General features: G+C 57.7%; 22 protein-coding genes and 4 tRNA genes. 9 read left to right on the top strand and 17 right to left on the bottom strand.

What is annotated here, in order from left to right; genetic code table 11:
• Positions 1 to 10: 10 nt before the first annotated feature.
• Positions 11 to 733 (bottom strand): DNA repair protein RecO, encoded by a 723-nt coding sequence (gene recO / locus ICM05_RS10030; RefSeq protein WP_188024440.1) that lies wholly within the window; start codon positions 731 to 733, stop codon positions 11 to 13.
• A gap of 63 nt (positions 734 to 796) precedes the next feature.
• Here recO and ICM05_RS10025 point away from each other — a divergent pair, with 63 nt between their 5' ends.
• The gene (locus tag ICM05_RS10025) at positions 797 to 1,624 is read left to right on the top strand and encodes a TRIC cation channel family protein (protein WP_353055878.1); all 828 of its coding nucleotides are present in this window, start codon (positions 797 to 799) and stop codon (positions 1,622 to 1,624) included.
• Here the strand turns inward: ICM05_RS10025 and ruvC are convergent.
• The 7 genes from ruvC to ICM05_RS09990 all read right to left on the bottom strand — a co-directional run bounded on the left by ruvC (position 1,621) and on the right by ICM05_RS09990 (position 6,267).
• Positions 1,621 to 2,223 carry a crossover junction endodeoxyribonuclease RuvC gene (gene ruvC / locus ICM05_RS10020; RefSeq protein WP_188024439.1) on the bottom strand — a complete coding sequence of 201 codons (603 nt, stop codon included), beginning with the start codon at positions 2,221 to 2,223 and terminating at the stop codon, positions 1,621 to 1,623. The genes ICM05_RS10025 and ruvC overlap by 4 nt on opposite strands.
• A gap of 112 nt (positions 2,224 to 2,335) precedes the next feature.
• Positions 2,336 to 3,100: a YebC/PmpR family DNA-binding transcriptional regulator gene (locus ICM05_RS10015; protein ID WP_188024438.1), complete on the bottom strand. Its 765-nt coding sequence runs from the start codon at positions 3,098 to 3,100 to the stop codon at positions 2,336 to 2,338.
• A 61-nt stretch (positions 3,101 to 3,161) separates the two neighbouring features.
• On the bottom strand, positions 3,162 to 3,737 hold the full coding sequence (locus tag ICM05_RS10010) for an HIT domain-containing protein (protein WP_188024437.1): 576 nt from the start codon (positions 3,735 to 3,737) through the stop codon (positions 3,162 to 3,164).
• The gene (thrS, locus tag ICM05_RS10005; RefSeq protein WP_188024436.1) at positions 3,734 to 5,701 is read right to left on the bottom strand and encodes a threonine--tRNA ligase; all 1,968 of its coding nucleotides are present in this window, start codon (positions 5,699 to 5,701) and stop codon (positions 3,734 to 3,736) included. Before thrS ends, ICM05_RS10010 begins: the two co-directional genes overlap by 4 nt.
• A 277-nt stretch (positions 5,702 to 5,978) precedes the next feature.
• Positions 5,979 to 6,050, bottom strand: a tRNA-Val gene (locus ICM05_RS10000).
• Positions 6,051 to 6,076: 26 nt separating this feature from the next.
• Positions 6,077 to 6,147: transfer RNA gene (locus ICM05_RS09995), tRNA-Cys, on the bottom strand.
• A gap of 47 nt (positions 6,148 to 6,194) precedes the next feature.
• Positions 6,195 to 6,267 (bottom strand) — tRNA-Gly (locus ICM05_RS09990).
• Positions 6,268 to 6,438: 171 nt separating this feature from the next.
• On the opposite strand from ICM05_RS09990, the gene ICM05_RS09985 reads away from it, so the two are divergent.
• From ICM05_RS09985 to ICM05_RS09970, 4 genes are all read left to right on the top strand, one after another.
• Positions 6,439 to 7,476: a hypothetical protein gene (locus ICM05_RS09985; RefSeq protein WP_188024435.1), complete on the top strand. Its 1,038-nt coding sequence runs from the start codon at positions 6,439 to 6,441 to the stop codon at positions 7,474 to 7,476.
• A 126-nt stretch (positions 7,477 to 7,602) separates the two neighbouring features.
• Positions 7,603 to 7,674 (top strand) — tRNA-Val (locus tag ICM05_RS09980).
• A 174-nt stretch (positions 7,675 to 7,848) separates the two neighbouring features.
• Entirely contained in the window at positions 7,849 to 8,136 is a 288-nt protein-coding gene (locus ICM05_RS09975) for a hypothetical protein (RefSeq protein WP_188024434.1), read from the top strand.
• 253 nt (positions 8,137 to 8,389) lie between these two features.
• Entirely contained in the window at positions 8,390 to 8,590 is a 201-nt protein-coding gene (locus tag ICM05_RS09970) for a hypothetical protein (protein WP_188024433.1), read from the top strand.
• Positions 8,591 to 8,802: 212 nt separating this feature from the next.
• On the opposite strand, the gene ICM05_RS09965 is transcribed toward ICM05_RS09970, so the two are convergent.
• Positions 8,803 to 9,675, bottom strand: a complete 873-nt coding sequence (locus ICM05_RS09965) for a GlcNAc-transferase family protein (RefSeq protein ID WP_188024432.1) — start codon at positions 9,673 to 9,675, stop codon at positions 8,803 to 8,805.
• Positions 9,672 to 10,973: a hypothetical protein gene (locus tag ICM05_RS09960; RefSeq protein ID WP_188024431.1), complete on the bottom strand. Its 1,302-nt coding sequence runs from the start codon at positions 10,971 to 10,973 to the stop codon at positions 9,672 to 9,674. Before ICM05_RS09960 ends, ICM05_RS09965 begins: the two co-directional genes overlap by 4 nt.
• A gap of 380 nt (positions 10,974 to 11,353) precedes the next feature.
• Between ICM05_RS09960 and ICM05_RS09955 the strand changes: the two genes are divergently transcribed.
• The 4 genes from ICM05_RS09955 (at position 11,354) to ICM05_RS09940 (ending at position 16,195) form a co-directional block, all read left to right on the top strand.
• Positions 11,354 to 12,022: a response regulator transcription factor gene (locus ICM05_RS09955; RefSeq protein WP_188024430.1), complete on the top strand. Its 669-nt coding sequence runs from the start codon at positions 11,354 to 11,356 to the stop codon at positions 12,020 to 12,022.
• 316 nt (positions 12,023 to 12,338) lie between these two features.
• Positions 12,339 to 13,556: a hypothetical protein gene (locus ICM05_RS09950; protein WP_188024429.1), complete on the top strand. Its 1,218-nt coding sequence runs from the start codon at positions 12,339 to 12,341 to the stop codon at positions 13,554 to 13,556.
• A gap of 685 nt (positions 13,557 to 14,241) precedes the next feature.
• Positions 14,242 to 14,892: a DUF488 domain-containing protein gene (locus ICM05_RS12995; RefSeq protein WP_353055877.1), complete on the top strand. Its 651-nt coding sequence runs from the start codon at positions 14,242 to 14,244 to the stop codon at positions 14,890 to 14,892.
• Positions 14,893 to 15,997: 1,105 nt separating this feature from the next.
• A complete protein-coding gene (locus ICM05_RS09940) occupies positions 15,998 to 16,195 on the top strand; it encodes a hypothetical protein (RefSeq protein ID WP_188024427.1) in 198 nt (65 codons plus the stop codon).
• Between the two features lie 55 nt (positions 16,196 to 16,250).
• Here the strand turns inward: ICM05_RS09940 and ICM05_RS09935 are convergent, their stop codons facing one another.
• From ICM05_RS09935 to ICM05_RS09905, 7 genes are all read right to left on the bottom strand, one after another.
• Positions 16,251 to 16,547 (bottom strand): hypothetical protein, encoded by a 297-nt coding sequence (locus ICM05_RS09935; RefSeq protein WP_188024426.1) that lies wholly within the window; start codon positions 16,545 to 16,547, stop codon positions 16,251 to 16,253.
• A gap of 11 nt (positions 16,548 to 16,558) precedes the next feature.
• A complete protein-coding gene (locus ICM05_RS09930) occupies positions 16,559 to 16,894 on the bottom strand; it encodes a hypothetical protein (RefSeq protein WP_188024425.1) in 336 nt (111 codons plus the stop codon).
• A 99-nt stretch (positions 16,895 to 16,993) separates the two neighbouring features.
• Entirely contained in the window at positions 16,994 to 17,710 is a 717-nt protein-coding gene (locus ICM05_RS09925; RefSeq protein WP_188024424.1) for an N-acetylmuramoyl-L-alanine amidase, read from the bottom strand.
• Positions 17,711 to 17,778: 68 nt separating this feature from the next.
• Complete coding sequence (locus ICM05_RS09920) at positions 17,779 to 18,099, bottom strand: hypothetical protein (RefSeq protein WP_188024423.1); 321 nt, start codon at positions 18,097 to 18,099, stop codon at positions 17,779 to 17,781.
• A 12-nt stretch (positions 18,100 to 18,111) separates the two neighbouring features.
• Positions 18,112 to 18,714, bottom strand: a complete 603-nt coding sequence (locus ICM05_RS09915) for a hypothetical protein (protein ID WP_188024422.1) — start codon at positions 18,712 to 18,714, stop codon at positions 18,112 to 18,114.
• Positions 18,707 to 19,762 carry a hypothetical protein gene (locus ICM05_RS09910; protein ID WP_188024421.1) on the bottom strand — a complete coding sequence of 352 codons (1,056 nt, stop codon included), beginning with the start codon at positions 19,760 to 19,762 and terminating at the stop codon, positions 18,707 to 18,709. Before ICM05_RS09910 ends, ICM05_RS09915 begins: the two co-directional genes overlap by 8 nt.
• Positions 19,759 to 21,900: a fibronectin type III domain-containing protein gene (locus ICM05_RS09905; protein ID WP_188024420.1), complete on the bottom strand. Its 2,142-nt coding sequence runs from the start codon at positions 21,898 to 21,900 to the stop codon at positions 19,759 to 19,761. Before ICM05_RS09905 ends, ICM05_RS09910 begins: the two co-directional genes overlap by 4 nt.
• Positions 21,901 to 21,912: the final 12 nt, after the last annotated feature.

The following is a 21,912-nucleotide window of genomic DNA, read 5'->3' as shown; positions in this document are numbered from 1 at the left end:
GGGTGACAGTTTAAGCCCGGCCAACCTTCAGGGCTCGCAGGCCGCGCTCAAGGTGCCACTGCGCGTACGCGGCCACGATGCCCGCAGCTTGGTCGATTGCACGGGTTTGTGCCGACGAAATGGTTTCCCAATCGCCTGCGCCGAGTGCTGTGAGCAACGCAATCGCCTCGGGGTCCAGACGCGGAATTCCGGCGATGCGACATTCCTCACAGATCACGCCACCGAGCTGCACAGCAAAGAGCGTGTGCGGGCCTGCTGCGCCACAGCGCACGCACTCATCAAGGCCGGGCGTCCAGCCCGCCTCGCTGAGTGCCCGCAGTAAATAGCTGTCACGCACAAGACCGGACGGCATTTTGCCCGCCGCGAGTGTCCGCAACGCGCCGATCAGAAGCCGGAGCTGCTGTTCAGACGGATCTCCCTCACCCAACCGCTCAGCCATCTCAGCAACCACGCTTGCCGCACGGTAGCGGTCATAGTCAGCGGTGATCTGGGCGCCATACGAACCGAGGGTTGAGGCCTGCGTGATCGTGTCGAGGGTGCGACCCTCGAAGCATTGCAGATCCGCCACCATGAAAGGCTCAAGTCGCGCGCCGAACTTTGACGAAGTGCGGCGCACCCCCTTCGCGACCGCGCGCAAAATGCCGTGGTTTCGTGTGAAGAGGGTGATGATGCGGTCTGCTTCACCCAACTTCTGCGTGCGCAATACGACGCCAACTTCACGGTACAGGGGCATGCCTCTAGTATTCCCTATTCCGCATCGAGCGAACTGCGAGTAAACGGGTGAAAGAATAGGAGTGTGTTGCTCGACGAAACGTTTCAGACTCCGCTTGCAGCCGACCTCATTGCGGTCGGCACCGGCAGCCTCCAGGGTGCCCTGTTTGCCGCGGGCTTCAAGAAACTTGACTTGCTCGGAGTCGCGCTCATCGGCGTTGCGACGGGCGTCGGTGGTGGCTTCTTGCGCGACATGCTGCTCGGCGTGACGCCCGCAGCATTCTCGAACAACTACTACTTGATCGTTGCGGTCGGAGCAGCCTTGCTCGGCATGAGCCTCCCGCGCATCTTCGAGCGGCTCGACCCGGCGATCACGTTCCTCGACGCGATCAGCATCGGCATGTTCGGTGCGATCGGTACGACAAAGGCGTTTGAGATGGGTTTGCCGATCGTGCCCGCCATCTTCATTGGCGTGGTCTCGGCAGTGGGTGGCGGCGCATTGCGTGACGTCATGCTGAACATGCCAATCGCGCTCATGCACGTCGGCTCGCTGTACGCCGTCGCGAGCCTCGCCGGCGTAACCGTGCTTACAGTCTTGCTAATGTTCAAAGTGCCGGTACTTATCGCCGGCATTGTCTGCGTGGTCGTCACGACGGTCGTGAGACTCTTGGCGGTTCGCTTCGGCTGGAGCTTGCCCGAGCAGCGAGCACTGACACGGATCCGCCTACGCAAGCAGCGTGAAGTCGAGGTCGCGATTCAGGAAGCGCTGGAGACCGGCGCGCTCACCTTGCCGATGCCACTCCCCGACATCCTGCCTGACGCGTATCCGCTGCCGAACGCTGGCCCGGAGCCTGCGCCGAACGACGAAGAGGATGAGCGCTTCGGGTACACGGGACCAACCCCGAAGGTTTAGGTGCGGGCGCCGCGCCGCTTACCGAGCTTCGCCTCAGCTTCCCGCCACGCGCGCTGCGCTGGGGTTTCGGTGATGGGCGCGCCGACACCGTCGAACCGTTCCATACGGCTGGCGGATCCGCCCCTACTCACATTCCATGCATGCGTGATAGCGAGTGCGAGTGCGTCAGCAGCATCCGCAGGCTTAGGCGGCGCGGCGAGCTTGAGTAAGCGGGTGACCATCGTCGTGACCTGTGCCTTATCAGCAGCGCCGTAGCCGGTGACCTGCGCCTTCACCTCGTTCGGCGTGTACAGCGAAACGGGAATGCCGCGCTCCTCGGCGAGGAACATCACCACACCACTGATCTGTGCGACGCCCATCACACTCGCGACGTTGTCTTGCGCGAACACGCGCTCGAGCGCAATTGCGGTCGGCTTTTCACCGTCGAGCAGACGGCCGATGCTCTTGCCGAGCGTGTGCAGGCGCTTGGGAAGCGGCATGTCAGCGGAGGTGCGCAGCACCTCGACGTGCTCGAACGTCACCTGCCGTGAGGCGCCAGCGGTGACGATTCCGACACCCAGACGGGTGAGGCCGGGGTCGATGCCGATGATGCGGCTCATGTGGGGCTCGTTTCTTGCGGTGTCGTGCGCGCGTGGGTATCGATGGTGCGGGATACGGCTGAGGGCCTGCCGTGAAACGCATTCACGTGGCAGGCCCTCAGCTCGTCACGACTTACTCGTCTTCTGCGAGCTCCGCCTGCACCTCTGCGGTGAGGTCGAAGTTCGAGAACACGTTCTGCACGTCGTCGCTGTCTTCAAGCGCATCGATGAGACGGAACACCTTGCGAGCGGTATCTGCGTCAATCTCAACCTTGAGGTTCGGAACGAACTCAGTCTCAGCCGAGTCGTACTCGATGCCAGCGTCGACGAGCGCCTTGCGGACAACCTCGACGTCGGTGGACTCCGTGTAGACCTCAAACGCTTCGCCGTTCGGGGTCGGAGTGACCTCGTCAGCGCCGGCGTCGAGCACTGCCATGAGGACGTCGTCCTCGGTGGTGCCAGCCGCGGGAACGGTGATGACACCCTTGCGTGCGAAGTTGTATGCAACGCTGCCCTGCTCGCCGAGCGCGCCGTTGTTGCGGGTCAACGCGGTGCGAACCTCTGCTGCGGCACGGTTCTTGTTGTCGGTCAGACATTCGATCATGAGCGCGACGCCGTTGGGACCGTATGCCTCGTACATGATGTTCATGTACTCAACCGACTCACCGGTGAGGCCAGCGCCACGCTTGATCGCGCGGTCGATGTTGTCACCGGGAACCGAGTTCTTCTTAGCCTTGTGGACAGCCTCGGCAAGAGCGGGGTTACCTGCGAGGTCAGCGCCGCCGATGCGAGCTGCGACCTCGATCACCTTGATGTACTTCGCGAACGCCTTTGCGCGGCGCGAGTCAAGGATGGCCTTCTTGTGCTTGGTGGTTGCCCACTTGGAGTGTCCTGACATGTGGAGCTCCTTTTCGTGAAAATTCGATCGATACTACGGGGTGAAATGCGGCGGGTGTGGATCAATCCGGTGGATCGGCCCACGCGACCGCAATCGCCTCTCGCAGATCTCCGAGCAACTGCGGCATCGCCTTCGTCTTCGCGATGATTGGGAAGAAGTTTGCATCGTTTGCCCAGCGGGGCACGATGTGCTGGTGCAGGTGCGCAGCGATGCCGGCGCCGGCGATTTCACCCTGGTTCATGCCCAGGTTGAAACCGTGGCACCCCATCACCTTGCGCAGCACACGCATCGCCTGTTGCGTCAGCGCACCGATTTCGGCCACCTCTTCGGTGGTCGCTTCGTCATACTGAGCGATATGTCGGTACGGGCAGACCAGAACGTGTCCGTTGTTGTACGGGAACAGGTTCATGATCACGTACGCAGACTCGCCACGGAACACGATGAGCGAGTCTTCATCGCTCATCTCTGGTGCGGCGCAGAACGGACAGTCAGTCTTCGTCGGCTGGTGATCGTCTGAAACGTAGACCATGCGGTGTGGAACCCACAGGCGGGCGAGGTCGTCGGCAATACCGACGGTACCTCGCTCGCCCACGCCCTCAACTGAGGGTGTGGGGTCTACAGCCGCAGACTCGTTCATTCGGTCCACGCAGTCGTGACCTGCTCGTGAGTTTCAATTGCGCTCACGATGCGAGCAATCGCGTCTTCAACGGGGACGCCGTTGAGCTGCGTGCCGTCACGGAAGCGGAAGCTGACGGCGCCTGCGGCACGGTCGTCCTCACCAGCGATGAGCTGGAACGGCACCTTTGCCTTGGTGTGGTTGCGAATCTTCTTCGGCATCCGGTCGTCTGAGTGGTCAACCTCTGCGCGCACGCCAGCCTTGCGAAGCTTCGCAATGACCTCGTCAAGGTAGGGGCCGTACTCATCGGCAACGGGGATGCCCACTGCCTGGACGGGAGACAGCCACACCGGGAAGACGCCAGCGTAGTGCTCGAGCAAAATTGCGAAGAAGCGCTCGACCGAGCCGAGCAGCGCGCGATGGATCATGACGGGCTGCTTGCGCGTGCCGTCCGCTGCCGCGTAGTCGAGTTCGAAGAGCTCAGGCTGGTTGAAGTCGAGCTGCACCGTCGAGAGCTGCCAAGTACGGCCGATCGCGTCGCGTGCCTGAACCGAGATCTTCGGGCCGTAGAAGGCCGCACCGCCCGGGTCAGCAACGAGTTCGAGACCCGACTCTTCGCCAACCTCGCGGAGCGTCTGCTCGGCGGTCGCCCACTGTTCATCTGTACCAACCGACTTCTCAGGGTCACGAGTCGAAAGCTCGAGGTAGAAGTCATCAAGACCGTATGCGCGGAGCGTCGCGAATACGAACTCGAGCTGACGCTTGAGCTCGCCTTTGACCTGCTCATCGGTGACGTAGATGTGCGCGTCGTCCTGAGTCAGGCCACGCACGCGAGTCAAGCCGGCGAGGGTGCCGCTCTTCTCGTAGCGGTATACGGTTCCGAACTCAGCGAGGCGCAGCGGCAACTCACGGTAGCTACGTGCACGCGAGCGGAAAATGAGGTTGTGGAACGGGCAGTTCATGGGCTTCAGGTAGTAGTCCTGACCCTGCTTTACGACCTGGCCCTCGTCGTTGACCACCTCGTCGAGGTGCATCGCGGGGAACATGCCGTCCTTGTACCAGTTCAGATGCTGACTGGTCTCGAACAGGGTGCCCTTAGTGATGTGCGGCGTGTTGACGACCTCGTACCCGTTGCGGATGAGTTCTTCACGCATGAAGGTCTCGATCTCGTGGCGGATGATGCCACCCTTGGGATGGAAGACCGCGAGACCCGAACCGATCTCATCGGGGAAGCTGAACAGGTCGAGCTCAACACCGAGCTTACGGTGATCGCGCTTCGCTGCTTCCTCAAGACGAACCTGGTAGGTACGCAGCTCGTCCTTAGTGGGCCATGCGGTGCCGTAAATGCGCTGCAGCATCGGGTTCTTCTCGCTACCGCGCCAGTATGCACCAGCCGAACGCATGAGCGCCCAGCCGTTGCCAAGCATGCGGGTCGAGGGAACGTGCGGGCCGCGGCAGAGGTCCTTCCAGCACAGATCACCGGTCTTCGGATCAACGTTGTCGTAGATGGTGAGCTCAGCGCCGCCGACCTCTACGCTCTCGTTGTCTGAGCCCTGATCCGCGCCACCTTTGAGGCCGATCAGTTCAAGCTTGTAAGGCTCGTCTGCGAGCTCAGCACGCGCCTCATCTTCGGTGACAACGCGACGAACGAAGCGCTGGCCTTGCTTGACGATCTTCTGCATCTCTTTTTCAAGCGCCTTGAGGTCCTCAGGCGTGAACGGAGTCGCGGGATCGAAGTCGTAGTAGAAACCGTCGGTAATGGGCGGGCCAATACCGAGCTTGGTTTCGGGGTTGATGCGCTGCACTGCCTGCGCGAGTACGTGCGCGGCCGAGTGGCGAAGGATCGAAATACCGTCTTCGCTGTCGATAGTGACAGGCTCGACCGTATCGGTCTCAGTTACCGTCGCGGCAAGATCTTTCAGCTCGCCATTGACGCGCATTGCAACGATCGAACGATCGGTAAACAGGGAGAAGCCATCGGCCACAGGGGCACACTCCTTCGAAGACAGTAGAGACTAACCCCACAATCTTAACGCCTGATGCGATTACGATTGCCAGCCGCGCTCAGGGTTGCGCAGGAAAGTTCGGTCTCACAGGTCACTGAAAAACAAGAAACCCCCGGCCAAAAGACCGGGGGTTTGTCTGTGCGCGATACTGGGATCGAACCAGCGTGAGAATTTCAGGGCGAACGCATCGCGTTCGCAATTCTCGCGGGTCACTGAAAACAAAACCCCCGGCCTTAAAAGACCGGGGGTTGACTTGTGCGCGATACTGGGATCGAACCAGTGACCCCTTCCGTGTCAGGGAAGTGCGCTACCGCTGCGCCAATCGCGCCTATTTAGGCTATTCAGTTGTATACGAGGTGGCGACGGGATTCGAACCCGTGTATACGGCTTTGCAGGCCGCTGCCTCGCCTCTCGGCCACGCCACCGTATTGTGATTTGCCACCACAAAATCATCAGAAACTCTAATGATCAGAGCGGATGACGAGATTCGAACTCGCGACCCTCACCTTGGCAAGGTGATGCGCTACCAGCTGCGCTACATCCGCATGTCAGCCAGACTCACGTTTCCGTTCGTCCTTGCGACGTAGATAACTATAGGGGGATTCCGGGGAGCAGTGCAAATTCCTTCCCCTTCCCCGGGAGTGGCGAGGGAGTTCTTTGGCTTATTTACGCCAAATTCCTGGCTTTTCGATCCATTTCTCAATAGCCTTAGAATCATGCGTCGCACGGGTGGGGTGGTCATTAGGCGATGTGCTGCGGTCATCGTTTCGCTCCTTCTTGTTGCGTTTTTAGTGATCGCATTCGCCAATCGTGGCCTCATAAAGGATCATTTCGTCGCAGCAACCTTTGACGCCTCACCCGAGGTTGCAACACTGACAGATAACCTGAACCTCACCCCGGCCGGCGAACGTGTATTCCTCGCCTCGGAGCCAGCCATTGGCGGGTCAGAGCATTTCACGGCCTGGTGCTCAGGCGTTGTTCGCTCCGAGGAAAGTCACGTACTTGGCTGCTTCAAGCGTGACAACATCTTCCTCTTCAATGTGACCGATCCGCGCCTCGACGGCATTGTCGAGGTGACGGCCGCGCATGAGCTCTTGCACGCAGTATTTGCCCGCATGAGCCCTCGCGAGCAGCAGAAACTCGCCAAGGAGCTTCGTGATGAGTACGACAGGCTTGTCATAGACACCCCTGAACTCGCGGAACGTATGGCAGTGTACGAGTCGCTCTCCCCTACCGCGTACGCAAATGAACTCTTTGCGGTGCTTGGAACAGAGGAAGCTCCGCTGAATGAGCATCTTGAAGCTCGCTACGCAGACTGGTTCAACGAGCGCGAAGATATTGTCAGCATTCACGAGCAGGTGTTTAGCGTATTTGTAGACCTGCGAGCCCGCGCCGCAGAACTTTCCGCCGAACTCACGACACTCAAAGACTCAATTGAAGAACGAAGCGAAAGTTACACCGCTTCTGTCGCCGCCTACAATTCTGAAGCCGCGGAATTTAAGGATCGGAATAAGCGATTTGAGTTCAGCGACAACATCGCAGAGTTTGACGAGATTCGGTGGCACTTGCTCGACTGGCACGCAGAACTCGAAGAAGAACTCGCCTCTCTCCGCACCGACACTGATCATTACAACGAACTTCGTGAGGAGCTCGAGGGACTCAAGCAAATTGGCGCCGAACTCGACGCGTCCATGAACTCCATGCCCGCGCCCGCAATCGAGGCACCTGCCCCGAGTGACGAGATTGACGAATAGACGCCATCACGCGGATCTCATTCCGGATCGCTGCCCACGCCACGCGCCCGGAATGCACCGAGTTTAGAAGCCGCTGCCCGGTCGTGTAACGTAGGTGGAGTTGAAGGCGTAAAACCTCGACACAACGGGCGATTAGCGCAGCGGTAGCGCACTTCCTTCACACGGAAGGGGTCACTGGTTCGATCCCAGTATCGCCCACAACGAAAACCACCTGTCTGATCAGGTGGTTTTCTTGTTTTAGTGGGGCGCAGCGCATCAGGCGCTTTTCGGACGGGGCGCAAACGGGGCGCAAAATCTCACTATGCGTCACTTCGGGGCGCAATGTCAGGGGTCTCCCCTACCGTCGACGTCATGGGAATGCCGTGGGGGCCAATGCAAGCAGTACAGCGCACCGCCGAGCGCGAGTGGCGCATGTACGACCGTGAATGCATCGCGATCATCTGCCACGTATATATAGGTCGCCCTGCCGGTGCGTGGCTGTACCGTGCCGTCACGTTCGATCAGGACCCTGCCCGGCGTATGCTGCTTGGCTATTTCCCGTCGCTCGAGATGGCGGCGCATGTGACGTGGCGGTCATGGGCGCTGCAGCATCGCCCGGTCGAGACGCATTACGTCACCCACACCCCCGCGGCGCCTGCGCAGAATGGCCGTAACATTTAGTTGCACCCGTGCGTAACATCGGAATCCTGACCGCGGCAATCAACCTGATCAACGCGATCATCCCCTGGCAGACAGCCAAGCGCAACAAGCGCCAGGACTGACAGAGAAGGCTCCGAGATAAACCAAGTATCTCGGAGCCACCCCTCCATCCTATAAAAGGGAGCATCAAAATGAACACAGCAATCATCGTAATCTCAGTGGCCGCACTCGTCATCGCGGTTATCGCGCTCGTAACAGCAGTCAAGGGACGCAAGTGAACGAGCACCTAGGCAACCTCGAAGCAGCCGCGAAAGCCCTCGAAGCAGCGCACGAAGCGCGAGATACTGCAATTATCAACGCGCACAAAGCGGGGACGTCCACGGCAGCAATCTCGAGAGCCGTCGGACTCTCACGCATGCACACCCACCGAATCATCACCGCATGGCGAGAGCAGCACGAACAGCCGCACGAGTAACACGCGTCATCCACCTCCGGCACGCTCTTCCGTGCAAGTTCGCACGGAAGAGCACTCCGCGCATGTCTACACCGATCTCACCAGATAGTTTCCCGATCTCCGAAGATGCGCCACCCTACCCCGACACCACTAACCGGGCCGGAGATCAGTAATAACACCCATTGCGTGATATTCGGAAACCAGCAAGGTGAGACTCATGGCATGTCACATCGCTAGATGTGTTTGAGACGAGAATAGAAGTTCTCTCGGCTGCGCACTGGGCCAATGGCCGCGTGTTGAGCCCCTTCGCGAGTCTGGCTGAGCGCTTCTAGGCTGCGCATGCGCAACTTGTGCATCACCCGGACCAGCTTCGGATCCGATCGGTAGTCTGCAGAGTAGGAGTGTGCGCGTTCTGGCGCATCCTGCTGGTACAGGTGAAAAAGCGGAACGGCGTTCGGGACGTAGACATTCCATCCATGTGTGAAAAGTTGCACCGCTCGAATGAACTCATCGCCTAGTGAAGCATCTCGTATCTGCTCGACTTCCGAACAGATGGTTCCAGCGGAGAACTGAAAGCCGCCAGCTACGAGCAGCGCAGGGGTTCCTCCTGCGCAGGGCTCACCTCCCGTCTGCCTGGGAACTCCAGCTTCGTCTTCACCTGCCGGAACAATCTTATGGGGCGACGCCTGATACAAAGTCGCTGTCGATTCATCATTGATGACAAACCGTCCTGGGTAGCACGAAAGCACTGCCCGAGCATCAGAAAGCGACTCAAAATCACCGATCAACGCGTCATCCCAACCTTGCTCAAATCGGGTGTGTGCATCTATCTGCAAGGTGAAGTCTTCGCCTTGCCACATGCGATCCGTAAGCCTTCGAGCCCATCCGATACCGCGTGCCAGCGTCCAGTCAACTTGGAAACTCGATACGCGGGAGTCTTTTGACACGATCGAGAGTTGATCGACGGTCTCCGGGCCAGCTTGCTGGACGATCGCGAACTTCACTCGTTTCGGGTGTGACGCTGTTTCCCACGCAGACGCGATCGTTCGGGCCAGCTCAGGGTCCCTGTAGCTTGCGATACGAACAAGTATTGAACGGTCACTCATTGCTTCTGCCGAGCGCGGCGTACGTAGACCGCAGCGCTGACAAATACTGCGCCGGTAGCTGCAATCAATGATCCGAGCATCGTGGCGATACCCAAAGGCTGCGAGCCAGTCGCCGCAAGCTGTTCCGCCGAGGTCCCCGGCTGAGGCGATTCTGGAACCACTTCGGGTTCCTTCGGGGGAATCACCACCTCTGGGTCTTCAGTGTCGGGCTCCACAGGCTTGCCAGGTGCGTGAATAATTTCCACTTCAGGAGCCTCTGCACACGCGCTACCACCCGGCACCGCCAACTGAACGACGTTTGGGGCGCCAGGTATGCCCGTCACAGGAGTATTCGGATCTTTCTGCGCCGTGGTCGTACGTTCGGGAGACTGCACGCAAACGGTGTTCGTCAGCACAGCGTCACCGAGTCCGAGATGTGACGTAATAAAGCTCAGTACCCATTCGCCATTCTGATCATAAAAACCAGAACCTACGAGCTTGTTACCGACAACCTCAAGGTCACCACGGCCCTGCTCCAAGACAAACTCGTCTGGCATGAGCCCGCCCGCCTCCTGGATGACGTCCGTCAGGTCTTCTTCAACCGAGAAGTACTCTGGGACCTCTGCGCCTTCCGGACGCTTGACTGTAATGGTGTATTTCACGTCTGGAGCTGATTGAAGCACCAGCAGCCGGTCAACGTCCTTAGTGACGAGTGGCGCAGGGTGCGCAACCACAACAGGCAGAGTGGCTCCCCCCGCAGGAGCGTAATCCCACCGCTCACTATTGAAATCATCGGTGCCACGAGTTTCAAACGAAGCAGGTACTCCCAAGAGCCCATCTCCGCCAGGGGCCACGTCAACTGAGAACTTCACTTCGAACTGGCGAGGAGCACCCTCATCAAACTCACCATAGAACTCAACAGTGTTCCCGACGACTTCCATCGTCAGGCCATTCATTGGAGTTGCCTCAAGCGTGTCCAGAACGTCCTCGATATCCAGCACGTCATCAGCGACGTGACTCAGATCCACCCTCAACTTGAATGCGTCCAGCGGATACAGCCATCCTGGCTGCCACTGATCCGCGCGCAGGCTGAACCGGAAGTTCACAGTTTCGCCAGCACCAGCCACACTGGTTGTGGACACGTTTGCTTCAAATGGGATGGTCTGCCGGTATGCCCCGGTAAACACGTCCCGGAAATTGTATTCATACTCAGCAACGGGCGCAGCATGCGCCGCGGCCGCAGGGAGCAGTGCAGTTCCGGCGGTGAGCGCAACGGCACACACGCGAACAGCCTTTCCTGCGCGCTCAGAACCAATCATCGATAAAACTCCACGATCTGATCGCGATCCCATAGCTGAAGGGTGGGTTTCGGTCATTGCATCCCCCGGTTTTACAACAAATTTCCAAAGCTTCCTCACGCGAGAATAGTCGATGGTTGAAAATTCTCACAATCAAGAACAAAAGATGACCACCGACCGCTTCTGAACCCGCCCAAAGGCGTTCCAAATCAAAAATGCCTTAAACGCAAATACCCAGCCCAATAAGGCAGATTGACGCCACCGGCAAGGTGCATGCCTCTGAAATTCAAATTAACCTACTATGGGGTGGGCTTACACTTCACTAGACAGCAGGACAGTATTCAAAGATGATTAACCGATCGCACGCTCCTTCAGGACTAGAGAGGCCCAATGTTCTCATTGTGTCCGATGACGAAGCCGCGAATCAACGCATCAAGATGGCGTTGCATTACGATCGCTGGGAAGCCCGGATCGTCACTTCTTTGAGCAATGCCGTTGAGGCAGTAAGGGAGCATAGTCCCGATGCCGCTGTTTTGGACACCGCAACAATTTCACGCGACGAAGCGTTGAAGTTTGTCTTAGATGCGCGAGCTAGCGGTGAGGTATTTCCAGTGCTGTACCTCATCCCTAAAGAGGAAATCACAGGCAACATCCCAGGTTTGTCGGCAGGTGGAGATTGTTTCATAGCATCTCACTACAGCATTGAGGGGCTCCTTGCCAGCATTCGAGGCCTGGTACGCGGCCGACCAGACGGCCAGGATTATCGCCTGGATCCGTCGATTCGAGTTGGCGATTTGATTCTGAATGAAGAATCCTATGAAGTCTTGTTCGCAGGTGAGCCGATTAGTCTCACTGGCAAGGAGTTCGACCTGCTGAGGTTCTTCATGCGCAATCCAGATCGCGTGTTTTCAAAAAGCCAGATTCTCGATCGCGTATGGAATTACGATTTCAGTGGTAAACCAAGTGTCGTTGAACTGTATATTTCATACTTACGCAAGAAGGTTTCTTCAGAGGGTACGCCGGGGATTGTCACCGTCAGAAGAGCCGGTTACATGCTAAAAACACCTTGAAATCAATCTCGTCTTGAAACAGTCGAACAGTTCAGCGTGACACCTCTCGAGGCCACTACCACCCGTCTTGACTTTGCAATTGATATAGGTCGGGTATCGCTGCGTTCTCGAGCAAGCCTCTCTCCTAGACGGAGTGCAGACCGTAAACAGGCTGGCTCAACTCTTTGAAAGCACCTGCGTTTCGTTGCAGCCATGCACGGAGATCTTTTCTCTGATGACCAGACGCTGCGCGCTTCATGCCAAAGGCACTCGTGGAATTGCTTTTTACTTCATATGATTGCAACATGTATGACTATTGAGAACAAAGGATGTTTCAATGAAACGCAGGAGAAGCTTCAACCCGAAGATGCTGTTTGCAACACTAAGCGCTGGACTACTAGCCACAGTTGGTATCTTTAGCGCCTCAACCGCTGCAGTCGCTGCATCAGAAGAAATCGTCGTTGACCAAGAGTTCGTTTTTGATGGCGTAAAAGGGGCAAGCCTAGGCACCTCGGGCAGTAAGTTTGCCCAGCCATTCATTCCCTCAAGTTCCGGCACACTTGACTCAATCACTCTAGACGTGTGGACAATCGGAGAGTATGAATTTGGTGAGGTGAACATTCACACAATTTCCGCCGACAATGTGATCTCTGAGGACCCCATCCCCGGCGGGAACGGAGTCACCTCCTTCGCGACTTGGCCTAACGACCCGGATGTAGCAACAGCAACGGCTACTTTCAGCATGAGACCCGAGCTGTCTACTGGGCAACGATATGTGATCATCGTAGATCCGCGTCCCACCCAGAACCCTTCAGCCTACGGCGCAAGCTTCCCGATGGTTTTCAGCGGAAACACCGACTATGCGCTTCGGGTTCAAAGTGGAGATACCTGGGGGCCGTTTTGGATAACAGGTCATATCTACTTCTCAATCCGATTTGCAGTTCCGATTCCGGACAGCGAAGTGATTCCCGAGGCACCGACTGTCACTCCAGCGTCCGACTGCGGAGTGCGCGGGAGTGTCAATCTCCCCACTCAGGACGGTGTGAAATTTGTCCAGGTCGGTGATGGAGATGAAGTAACAGTCACCGCCACGCCAGAAGATGGCTACATGTTCCCCCGAGATGCCCTCGCGACATGGACTCTAGATGTTCGCCCAACTGTTTGCCCACCCACGATCGTTGCCGTTTCACCTTCGGAGCCCATACTCACGGAGGCTACATGCGAAGCCCCAGGCAGTGTCGCAACGGTCAAGCAAGATGGAATCACTTACACAGTCACCGGGTCGCAGGCACGCACGGTCGTAACTGCCACCGCACAGGCAGGGTATGAGTTTCCCGCGGCGACAAAAACCGAGTGGACTTTTGACTTGAGCAAGCTCACATGTGGAGACCCGACGCCGACAAAGCATCCGGTTCCCAATCCCAGCACTCTAGCCAATACTGGCGTTGAGGCCGTCCCAAGCGGCATCTGGATTGGTGTGCTCCTCGCCTCTGCAGGTGCGGCCACAACAGCATTAATGTCGATCCGCCGTACGCGCAGCATTTCTAAGCAGTAGTCACCAAGAACCGCGCCTTGGTTCACGAAACTCTTGTGGACCAAGACGCGGGGTTTGGCGACAACATATCGACTCGGCGTGCAACGCCAGGCCAAAAATCCTCACATTGGGATGACGTGTGGCCGATCCAAACAGTGAAGCGTGCTGCCGACAGTAAGTGCGCATGTTCGACGTAGATGCATCGCGACCATCTGCCACGTCTACACCGGGCATCCGGGTGGCGCTTGGCTGTACCGTGCGGTCACGTTCGACCGAGATCCGGAACGACGCATGCTGCTTGGCTATTTCCCGTCGCTGGAGATGGCGGCACATGTGACTTAGCATTCATGGGCGCTGCAGTATAGCCCTATCGAGACACGCTACATTGCTCATACTGCCGTGAACATGTGCCCGTTGTCCACGGTTTCCGTCACGCCCTTTCGCACGAGCTTTCACGAACGGACACTGGGCGCGTGTCAACTCCTATCTCCCCAGATGGCTTTCCAATACCCGAAGATGGGCTGCCATGTCCGCACTACGCCGCTGAAACCATGCCTGGAGACAGAGGGTTGGCGGGTGTGCGTGCGCTGCGGCTGGGCACGCACACCCAAAAACGAAAAATGCCCGGTGGGACGATCAAGCCTTTCATAATGACTTTCGGCGTCTCAACTAGCAAACCAAAGATGTAACAGATAATATCTGTTACATGAATGCCGTTGACCTCACGAAGTACACAGAAGTTCAACTGCGAGAAATCATGAGTATAGTACGCGCCGAACTACGAACGCGGAAACGCAATGACCGAGTTTGCATCGTGTGCGATGAGCAATTTGCCGGCAGATCAGGATCTCGATATTGCTCAACCAGGTGCCGGACTACTGCTCATAGATTAAGGGCAGACACACGTGCCTCAGAACCCGAAACTAGTGCACCCATCGGCCTCGGGTACGAAGGAAAATCAGTCGATGACTTCATAAAGATGCTAAACGACGCAAAGGTCACAACGCTTGTTGATGTTCGGCTAAATGCTATCTCTAGAAAGAGAGGCTTCTCTAAAACCGCACTGCGTACAGTTCTAGAAGCAAACGGCATCGGGTATACGCACTTCCGCGCATTAGGGAACCCAAAGAATAATCGAGTTGGTTACGGAGAGATAGATACTCCTGGCGCGCTGGCAGCGAGAGAGAGCTTCCGCGACTCACTCCAGTCGGAGTTGGCCCAAGATGCCCTGTCCAAGATTTTACATCTTTCTAAGTCTGAGAAAATAGCACTGTTCTGCTTTGAGCACGAGAGCGCGAATTGTCATCGCGAACAAATCATCGAGGCGCTTCAAAGACTCAGAATAGACCTGGATTAGCATGCGAATGGACAACAGTATCGCTGGGGGGCCAGTACACGCCCAACACGCTGAAAGAATGACGCTTCCGAGGGTCTGACATATTGCCCACGTAGAAAGCAGTCCAGCGGGCTGGAGGTTCCATCTTGCGCCAGAAATTCTCTTTTATTGCAGCCCTTAGCTCTTCATCAGAGGAACCCTTCATCGCCCACTGAAGCCCATTCAGTTCCCAATCCAGCAATTGCCCTCTGTGCCCACCGCAATTTCTTTTGGTGCACCTGTACCTGTATGTGGCCTTGAATCTGGGAGCCACCAATTCCCTAGGAACAACGCCGTCAAATGGAATAAGCGCGTTCGCTTCCTGAGCACGTCGCGCATTCAGTCGGCTGAGCTGATCTTCTGTCCAGGGAGGCTGGCTCTCAACACGCAAGTCAGATATATCCGCTACAGGCACTAGTCCCAACGAAGCTGCATCATGATTTTCCCTAGCTGCCGCGGAGAGCTCACACGTAGTGCTCGGCTCAACTTGCCCGATCACTTCATGTCTTCTACGCCAGTTACCTTCAGTTGGCAAACTTCTAAGAACAGACCACTCCCCGCGAACCGGCTTAAAGCTCTCTGCACGAGAATCGTTCGTGGCCTTCTCAACTTTCAACCGAAGAACGTCATATTTCTTGAACTGTTGACTCGAATTCAACCACCGAAAATCAACTGGATACAGGCGTATGAGCTCAGGTCGCTCAAGGTCCATTCTGACGCCCGCTACACAGCTGGTATCTCCATACTTGAGCGACGGCTGAGGCGCTGCCTTGACCGTGACCAACACGTCAGCCGAAATACCACCGAAAGTCATAGTTCAAGCATAGAACTGAATTGTCTGATTCAGTCAGTTTTGCATCACCATTGAGGGTGAAGCACAACCACGCAAACACGAAACACGTCCCGCACCCACCCTGCAAAGGGTTGGCGCGGGACACAGTTCTTACCCATCACGAATGCCTGGCTCCACATCGCCGTGAATACAACCTCCCCTACGGCTCAGAGATTCCTGTGACCATGCGTAATCTGGTTGATGTTCCTAGTCCATTGCGGAATATTGGGAAACCTCACGACGAAAGGAAAACTCATGGGATTTCTTGAAGACGCAAAAGAGACCGCCGAAGCTGCCGCGAAGAAGGTAAGCCGGTCAGTTGAGGACACCGTAGACCGCGCGAAAGATAAAATTGACGAAGTCAAGGCTGAAGCGAATGTGAAAAAGGCAGAAGCTGAACGTAACGCCACCAAGGCACGCAACGAAGCCAAAGAAGACCTCCGCGACAACTAGCTTGTGACGCAGAAAAGCAGCCCCTCACTCCCGAAGGAATGAGGGGCTGCTTCTTTTACTGTGCGTACCGAGGCTCGTATGACGGTCGGGCATCACTACCCAACATGACCTTCTCCACAGACGGCCAACGATCGCCAAGCCACTGTGCGAGCTGCACATACAGCAGGACCACTACTGCAGTGGTGGCTGCTTGCACGAGCGCGAGCGTGGACAGGCCCGCATAGCCAGCCTCGGCAAAGATGCCGTCCACGAGCGCGAACGTGTCACTGATGACAGGGATCGCGACCACGAGACGGGCGATGAGTACGCCGACGAACGCGGCGACGAATGTACGGACTTTCTGATCGGCCATGCCGACTCCTTTCAAAGAACCGCGGCGACCTTTACGGCCACCGCAATGAGACTGATGAGTGCGCCAATGCCGGTGATGATTCCGACGACCGCGCCGACGACCGCCCACCAAGGCGCTTTCGGGCGCTGCTGAGCTTCGACCTTTGTTCGCCAAGTTTCGAGTTCATCAAGGCGCGCGTCATGTTCGCTCGTGATGCTCCGCTGGGCATCGATCCGCTTATTCACGGAAACCAGTTCTTTGACTGAAGTTGCGAGCTCACCGACTTGGTGGCGGGTTTCTTGGCCTTGTTCCCACACTTCGCGGATGGTGATGACAACAGCACCAGAGGCTGCATTCTGTTCACTCACGTGCACCCCCGATGAGATGGAAGAGGCGCGCTACCCAAGAGCAGCACGCCTCAACCTTCAACGCCGCGCCCGTCAGTGACGCGATCACTCCTGCTTCGCTCACGCGAGACCGGTCACACGCGCCTGCAGCGCCTTGATCTGGCTCTCATCGCTGAGCAGCGGCACACCTGCCGGCACCGGGCCGCCAAGGAATGTCGCCTTGCCGCCGCTCACGAAGTAGAGGCCGCCGCGGCGCGCGTTTACCTTGCCCTTGATGTTGATAAGCATGTCTGCCTCTTCCTGCCCAGATACGGGCGTTGTCGTGTTGTTAAGTCGTTTGTTTGCTTCCTCGATGATCGAGTCGATCTTGCCGATGACGTACGGGCCAGGGCATGCTGTCTGCACGTACTGCTGATGCCAGGCCACGAAGAAGAGGCCAGGCTGATCCTTGCCCGGGGTGTTCTTGCCGATGACCTTGTAGCCGCCCTGGCGCGCATGGTCGACGATGACGTCGATGACTGCCGATAGAGCTTCGGCAGAAACCGGCCAGTTACCGCCCGTGCTTTCGTTGTCGATCTCGAACGTGACCGCGACCGAGTCCACCGAGTGTGAGGTGGAGAACGGGCGCCGGTCAGGGTGCACAATGCCGGTCACGCGTCCGCTGTCACTGACGTGGTAGGTGGGGTGTGAGTCACGGCTGTTCGCGTTCGCGACGTAGTTGAGCACGTTGGTGCCCGCGCCGTGGTGAAGTACCGCGCCTTCGATGGTTTTGCCGTTACGCGAGGCACCGAAACCGTTGTCTCGGACTTCGCTGGTGTTTGTTGCCCATTTCGACATGGACACCTCCCTTGAAATAGGAAACGGCAGACCGTGCGGCCTGCCGTGGAAATGAAGAAACCCCCTACTCAGAGGGGGGGTTCGGGTTCTTGTACGGGTGGTGGTGTTTCCGCTGCGAGAACTTTGACGACTTCATCGCGGATCATCTCGTCAGTGATCGCGTCACCGTCCTCGCCAGGTGGCAGCGGCTTTGGCTCGACTGCAGCGTCATAACGCGCCTGTGACGCCGCATAGGCGGCAGCCCAGCCTGGCGTAGCCATGAATCCGATACGCCGGTCATCAGCCCACGACGCCGGCCTGGACATTCTGCCCTCGACCGCGGCGCACGCTGCTATGCGCATGATCAGGCCGTAGTCCTGCGCCATACGCGACTGTGTTAAGTAAGACATGGTTACCCTTCTCTAGGACAGCACGGCTGTCCAATGGACGTTCACTGCGGTAGCTGTCGCGTAGCGGAGCCAGATCGTGGCACCGCTCGCGCTAATAGGGTTGAACGCTAGACCGACCACGTTCTGTGGCGCGCTCGATAGCGCAGATATCTGAAGAGCCGGCACCGCAGGGAACAAGCCAGGTGTGAACGAGATCTCTGCGGATCTTGTTACACCGGCTTCACCTTCAAGTCGCACTGTGCCAGATTCAATGATCGGTACACGCCGCCATTTACCGCCGGCCCGCACATACTCACGCTTCTCGCTCTCGACCCATGCGTGGGTGCCGTCGATTGCCGCCCAAGCTTCGAGCTGAGATTTCAGGGCGAATGCACTTCCGATTCCCCCGGCTACGCCGATGATCGTTGCCCGTCTATTTTGAATCGCGATTTGCACACGGTCGCCAACACTTCTCTCCCCCACCAGTGTTGAGGGAGAGCCAGCAAGCGGGCCCGCGTCACCATCAAGCTGAACAGCGAGCGGAGATGCCGAAGAAACCACTCCCCACCGAAGTTCCGGCTTCCCAGCAATATCCAACCGAAGATGGTCAATCCGTTTCATCAACTCGTCAAACACTCTGTGCCTCCCTCCATTCCGCATCGCACAACGCCATTGCCTCGAAGTTCCAGGACATACGTTGCACGGTTGCGGAGACTGGTTCTCGGTCGAGCGGCGCGAACCGTACGACATCGTTGGGTTGCAGCGGCAGGATGGCGTGCGTCACGTCGAGCTTTGCAACTGGACTCATGCGGTCGAGCAGACGTTTCTGAGCGAGCAGGTTCGCGGCTGCCTGGTCAGCGACCTCCACGCCCTCTTCTACCGCGGTAATCACGCGTCCGCCACGATTCTGGATAGAAAATGGACTACCCGGATTCTCATTCACTGCGATACCAACAAGGCCAGGTTTCTCATCATCACCCTGACCAACAACCACGAACCGGTTTGGCACTGACGCCAAATCTTGCACCCGCCCCCAATCCGGGGTGTGTACGGCTGCAGCTCCAGCAGCGAACTCGTACGCGGGTGAACGCTCAGCAGGCGGCACATACGGTTCGATACGGAACATGCCTGACCCGTCACACCACAACGACCAATACCCGGCAGCCTCAAGCAGTTCATTAATGATTGTGAGCTTTGGCGTGCCAGGTGGCCACATCGTCGGGCCCCGCGTCACTGCGTCAGAATCAGTGACCGCAATGTTGCGCTCACCCGTTGACCTGATCAGATCGACCACGGTAGGAATAATGTTCTTCCCAGCTGGGTAAGAAAGCGTCGTCTCTGTCGTGTCCTCGTCAACCACAGCAAGTGGAGACATCAAGCCAACATTGAAAGTAAGCCCATCTGCCCCGAACTTTTCCTCAGGCGACGACAACAGCAGCGTGCACACCGGCCAAGGATCAACGCCAGAAACGCCAGGATCATAGATCGCTCGAACACGATGCCGCATGAAATCGATCTCATGCCCCGTGTGCTTCACCTCGATAGACCCAGACCAGCCAAGACGGCTCAGGGCGGCAACCTCGCAGCTGCCGCCCTTCACCCCGGGAACATCGCTGATGGGAGCGTTGTCTCGGTCAAGGAGCTGGAAACGCCAGGATGGGCGGCGTACGCCATGCAAGTTCATGCGCGCTCCGTTTCCTCGACAGCAAACGAGTACGTCCAGATGCCGTCAAACTCTCGGTCTACGACGAGCTCACCTGTGAGCACTCCATACATGCGCTCCCCGGTGGGATCTCGGTACAGGTGCACCGGTTCCTCGACCAACGCAAGATCTTGCAATGCTCGCCTGGTGGCAACGTCTTGGTCGTCGTCGAGAAGGCGACCTGAATGAGCTACCGATCGATCCACATATGGAGACGAGTAGGCGACCGCGAGCGGACGACCTTCAAACCGGTGCTTGGTTCGAGCACGGGCAACACTCACGCTCACTTCCGGGTCGTACGGGAGCCGAGCAGTCAGCATGTAGCCTTCGCCGCCACCCAGCCAGACCGCCCAAGATTCAGCCATCAACACTTCAGTGACATCAGCAGACGCACCAAACTGGGTGAACGCAGTCACGCGGTACATGGTCTCACCGAACGACAGGCACTCAGCATCTGTCACTTGTGTGACAGGTTCGAGACCTTCAACAACGAGTTCCCACGTCTCCCCATCGAACGACCGCTCAACTTGCATCGAGACAGTCGGCTCAACAACGTCTTCACTCGAGCCAGGCTCCACCGAAATGGATCCCGTGCCAAGCGAGTCATCCCACCCCAGCATCACCATTGGTGGCGCTGGTGGCACAAACTCAACAAGGAACTCTTGCACCGACCACTCAGAAACCACTGGGCCAACAGCGGCTTGAACAGCGACCTGGAACATGGCGCCATCAGGAAGCCGCGTCCGCAACATCACCTGTGTCCCAGAGCCGGTGCCAGAACGCGTCTCCAGCACGTCTTCACCTGACCGCAGCTCCACAATCCACGAAGACTGGACAAGAGAATCCGCTTGAACGGTTTCCCACACGACAGTCAGCGTCGGTCGCTCATGAACCTCACCCGGAACCGCAACAGTCACCTGAGGTGGCTCGATAACCTGCGCCGCCGCGACAGCAGACCAGTCACCAAAAGAGGCGTGTCCACCCTTTGTGCGAACCTGCCATTCCAGAACCCCTGGCGTGACATCAACTGGTGTCGACTCCGCACCACCAGCAATTGGCACGGTGATCCAGCCTCCACCGTCGAGACGGTAACGCAGCTCCGCAGTAGCCTGAGGAGAAGTATCTAGCGAGTTATGCCGCCATGAAAACTGTGTCGTTCCCTCACCGACAAGTCCACCATTTGGCGCCAAGTTCGTTGGCGCTCCTGGAGGTGCCGGCACGTACACGGTCGCAGAATACGCAGACCATCCACTTACGAGGCTTCCACGTTTCGCTCGCACCCGGTATCGATGCGAGACCGTGTTCGACGGGGCGGTGTGCGTCCACGGCAGCTGCACCGAGGAAGCAATCACCGCGCCATTGTCTTCAATGTCATACGAGGTCGCATATGGTGGCAGCGTTGATGCGGCCACCGCGATTGACGTGCCCGAGCGGACCGCGCTCACCCCAGATGGTGCTGCCGGTGTCGTGTACACCGCGCCAGATGTTCCAGAGAACCCTGACGTGCCATTCGCGTTGACTCCGCGAACCTTGTAGTAATACCGCTGGTTCGTTTTTGTCGTCTTGTCAACGTAAGAGAACGCGTTCCCCGATGCAGTACCTATCTGCGTCATGTTCGACGTGCTCGTGCCACGCCACACCTGCACCGACGTATACGCGCCATTCCGTGTCCAGCTCAGGGAATGCTGCGTGTCAGAATTTCTCGTCACCGAAGGAGTGGATGGTGCCGCAGGTGGCGCAATCGAGGGAAGCTTCGGCGGTGTCAATACACCGTCAACGGTCCCCCCACCAAGCTCCCCATACCCGACAATGTCGTCAAAGACGCCCCACCAAGTACGGGCCGCATCCCCAGAGAACGACACCGTCCCAGACTTGAGCGTCAGGGTCGAATAATTCCGGAAGTCGTACCCGCTGATAGACCCATTCGACACGACCGTGCCCGAGGGCGAGCGCACCGACCAATAGCCGGTGCCGCTCGCCCATTTACCCGATCCACTGTTCTTGATCAGCTGCAGCGAATACGAGTAGGTGGTGGTGCGTGCGGTCGCATTTTGGGACTGGACTACAACCGTCAAACGAAGCGTGTACCCGCTCGACAGTGTTTTGTTGAATACAGCCATTGCTAGCCTCTC

This window comes from Leucobacter sp. cx-42, from assembly GCF_014529985.1.
Classification (GTDB): Bacteria; Actinomycetota; Actinomycetes; order Actinomycetales; family Microbacteriaceae; genus Leucobacter.
Note: the sequence above shows the minus strand (reverse complement) of the source record. Positions and strands in the feature narration are given on the sequence as shown.